Origin of the sequence: Streptomyces sp. NPDC057654 (assembly GCF_042800135.1) — a bacterium.
Classification (GTDB): domain Bacteria; phylum Actinomycetota; class Actinomycetes; order Streptomycetales; family Streptomycetaceae; genus Streptomyces.
The window spans coordinates 1-3,600 of sequence record NZ_JBHVHQ010000869.1 but is presented as its reverse complement, the minus strand read 5'-3'; the positions used below and the strand labels follow the sequence as shown (position 1 = coordinate 3,600).

The 3,600-nt window shown below is 67.9% G+C and carries 2 protein-coding genes; one reads left to right on the top strand and one right to left on the bottom strand.

Going from position 1 to position 3,600, the window contains the following annotated elements:
- A partial coding sequence (gene aceE, locus ACFU99_RS37455; protein ID WP_384401280.1) for a pyruvate dehydrogenase (acetyl-transferring), homodimeric type occupies positions 1–2,732 on the bottom strand: 2,732 nt, incomplete at its 3' end.
- 478 nt (positions 2,733–3,210) lie between these two features.
- Here aceE and ACFU99_RS37450 point away from each other — a divergent pair.
- A partial coding sequence (locus ACFU99_RS37450; RefSeq protein ID WP_384401278.1) for a DUF3052 domain-containing protein occupies positions 3,211–3,600 on the top strand: 390 nt, incomplete at its 3' end.

Sequence of the window (3,600 nt, the reverse complement as noted above, 5' to 3'; positions counted from 1 at the left end):
GCGGCACCCGGCTCCGCCGCCCCGGCATCGAGGAGCTGGTAGCGGTCAATGGCCTGCTTCAGGGCGGAGCGGTCGACCTTGCCGTCCTTGGCCAGTTCGGTGAGCACACCGAGCACGATCGACTGAGCGTCGATGTGGAAGAAGCGGCGCGCAGCGCCCCTGGTGTCGGCGAAGCCGAAGCCGTCCGCGCCCAGCGACTGGTACGTCCCCGGCACCCACCGCGCGATCTGGTCCGGAACGGCGCGCATCCAGTCGGACACGGCGACCTTCGGACCCTCGGCGCCCTGGAGCTTCGTCGTCACATACGGGACGCGCTGCTCCTCCTCCGGGCGGAGCAGGTTGTGCTCCTCGACCGCCACCGCGTCGCGGCGCAGCTCGTTCCAGGAGGTCGCCGACCAGACATCCGCCTTGACGTTCCACTCCTCGGCGAGGATGCGCTGGGCCTCGACCGCCCACGGCACGGCCACGCCGGAGGCGAGGATCTGCGCGGGGATGGAGCCCTGCTCGCCGGTCTTGAAGCGGTAGAGGCCCTTGAGGATGCCCTCGCGGTCCACGTCGGCGGGCTCGGCCGGGTGCTGGATCGGCTCGTTGTAGACGGTGAGGTAGTAGAAGACGTCCTCGCCGGCCTTGCCGTCCGGCGTCTCGCCGTACATCCGGCGCAGGCCGTCCTGCATGATGTGCGCGATCTCGTAGCCGAACGCCGGGTCGTACGCGACGACGGCCGGGTTGGTCGAGGCGAGCAGCTGGGAGTGGCCGTCGGCGTGCTGGAGGCCCTCGCCGGTCAGGGTCGTACGGCCGGCGGTCGCGCCCAGCACGAAACCGCGCGAGAGCTGGTCGGCCATCTGCCAGAACTGGTCACCGGTCCGCTGGAAACCGAACATCGAGTAGAAGACGTAGACCGGGATCAGCGGCTCGCCGTGCGTGGCGTAGGCCGAGCCCGCCGCGATCAGCGAGGCCGTGCAGCCCGCCTCGGAGATGCCGTCGTGCAGCATCTGGCCGGACGGCGACTCCTTGTAGGCGAGCAGCAGCTCGCGGTCGACGGACTCGTACTGCTGGCCCATCGGGTTGTAGATCTTCGCCGTCGGGAAGAACGCGTCCATGCCGAAGGTGCGGTACTCGTCCGGCGCGATCAGCACGAACCGCTTGCCGATCTCCTTGTCCCGCATGAGGTCCTTGAGCACCCGCACGAACGCCATGGTGGTGGCGATCGTCTGGTGGCCGGAGCCCTTCTTCGCGGCCGCGTACGCCTTGTCGTCCGGCAGGTTCAGCGGTTTGGCCCGCACGACACGGGTCGGGACGTAACCGCCGCAGGACTTGCGGCGGTCGTGCATGTACTGGATCTCTTCGGAGTTCCGGCCCGGGTGGTAGTACGGCGGGTTGCCGTCCTCCAGCTCCTTGTCGGCGATCGGCAGGTGCAGCCGGTCGCGGAACCGCTTGAGGTCCTCGGCCGTGAGCTTCTTCATCTGGTGGGTCGCGTTGCGGCCCTCGAAGTTCGGTCCGAGCGTCCAGCCCTTGACGGTCTGCGCGAGGATCACGGTCGGCTGGCCCTTGTGCGCCTTGGCCGCCGCGTACGCCGCGTAGATCTTCTTGTGGTCGTGACCGCCGCGGCCCAGGTGCAGGATCTGGTCGTCGGTCATGTTCTCGACCATCGCGCGCAGCCGCTGGTCGTCGCCGAAGAAGTGCTCGCGGATGTACGCGCCGGTCTCGGTCGCGTACGTCTGGAACTGGCCGTCCGGCGTGCTGTTGAGCCTGTTGACCAGGATGCCGTCGCGGTCCTGGGCGAGCAGCGGGTCCCAGGAGCGGTCCCACACCAGCTTGATCACGTTCCAGCCGGCGCCGCGGAACTGCGACTCCAGCTCCTGCATGATCTTGCCGTTGCCGCGCACCGGGCCGTCGAGCCGCTGGAGGTTGCAGTTGACGACGAAGGTCAGGTTGTCCAGGTTCTCGCGGGCGGCGATCGACAACTGGCCGAGCGACTCCGGCTCGTCCATCTCGCCGTCGCCGAGGTATGCCCAGACATGCGAGTCGGAGGTGTCGGCGATGCCGCGCGCCTCCATGTAGCGGTTCATCCGCGCCTGGTAGATCGCGCCGAGCGGGCCGAGGCCCATCGAGACGGTCGGGAACTCCCAGAAGTCCGGCATCAGCCGCGGGTGCGGGTAGCTGGAGAGGCCGTACGGGGCCTTCGACTTCTCCTGCCGGAACGCGTCGAGCTGCTGCTCGGAGAGCCGGTCGAGGAGGAACGCGCGGGCGTAGATGCCGGGGGAGGCGTGGCCCTGGAAGAAGATCTGGTCGCCCCCCTTGCCGTCGTCCTTGCCGCGGAAGAAGTGGTTGAAGCCCACGTCGTACAGCGAGGCCGAGGAGGCGAAGGTGGCGATGTGGCCGCCGACCCCGATGCCGGGGCGCTGGGCGCGCGAGACCATGACGGCCGCGTTCCACCGGGTCGCGTTCAGGACCTTGCGCTCGATCTCCTCGTTGCCGGGGAAGAACGGCTCGTCCTTGGTCGCGATGGTGTTGACGTAGTCCGTGCTGCGCATCTCGGGCACGGCGACGCGCTTCTCACGGGCGCGTTCGATCAGGCGAAGCATGAGGTAGCGGGCACGTTCCCGGCCTCGCTCATCGACGGCTGCGTCGAGCGAGTCGAGCCATTCCTGGGTCTCTTCGGGATCGAAGTCCGGGACCTGGCTGGGAAGGCCGCCAATGATGATCGGGTTGCGATCGGATCCGGAAGCCACGCTGTTCCTTCGCTGTTCGGGTCGTACGTGCTCTGCACGCGGTGATGCTGCGCACGCGATTGAATACTGTCCCTGCTGGCCGCGCCGCCTTCCATCGTGGACCGCGGCGGCGCGATCGTCACCTCTACCGAGTGGTAACCACCACTTCACGAGGGTGCGGCCCCAGGCCGCCCGGCCGCGGACGACCAAATCGCAACCATACGCCCCCTATGGAGGTCGCCTGCGTACGGCCGTTCGGACCCAGCTGTCACAATGGAGGGGTACAACTTCACAAACCGGGCAGATCGCTGTGGCGTGTGTCACTTAGCACCGTTCCGTCATGGTTCGAGATGCGGCGAGACGGCCCCAAAGGTCACCGTTTCGGCGGTCTCCGAGGCCGGGTACTTGCGCGATCCGCCCGGCACGTGTGGACTACGCCCAATGCTTCGCGTACACGCGAGGTTCCAACGACTTACCGAAAGATGACAGGAGGCAATCCGTGAGCGCGACCGCGGACCACGCGGAGGAGCGGATCAACCCTGCCGCCAGGCTGGGTTTCGAGCCCGGACAGGTGGTCCAGGAGATCGGCTACGACGATGATGTCGAGCAGGAGCTCCGCGAGGGGATCGAGGCCGTCACGGGCCAGGAGCTCGTCGACGAGGACTACGACGACGTCGCCGACGTCGTCGTGCTGTGGTTCCGAGACGACGACGGCGACCTGACGGACGCGCTGGTCGATGCCATCGGGCTGGTCGACGAAGGCGGCCCCGTGTGGCTGTTGACGCCCAAGACCGGCCGCGAAGGCTACGTCGAGGCCAGCGACATCAACGAGGCGTCGACGACCGCGGGTCTGTCCCAGACCAAGAGCATCAACGCGGGCAAGGACTGG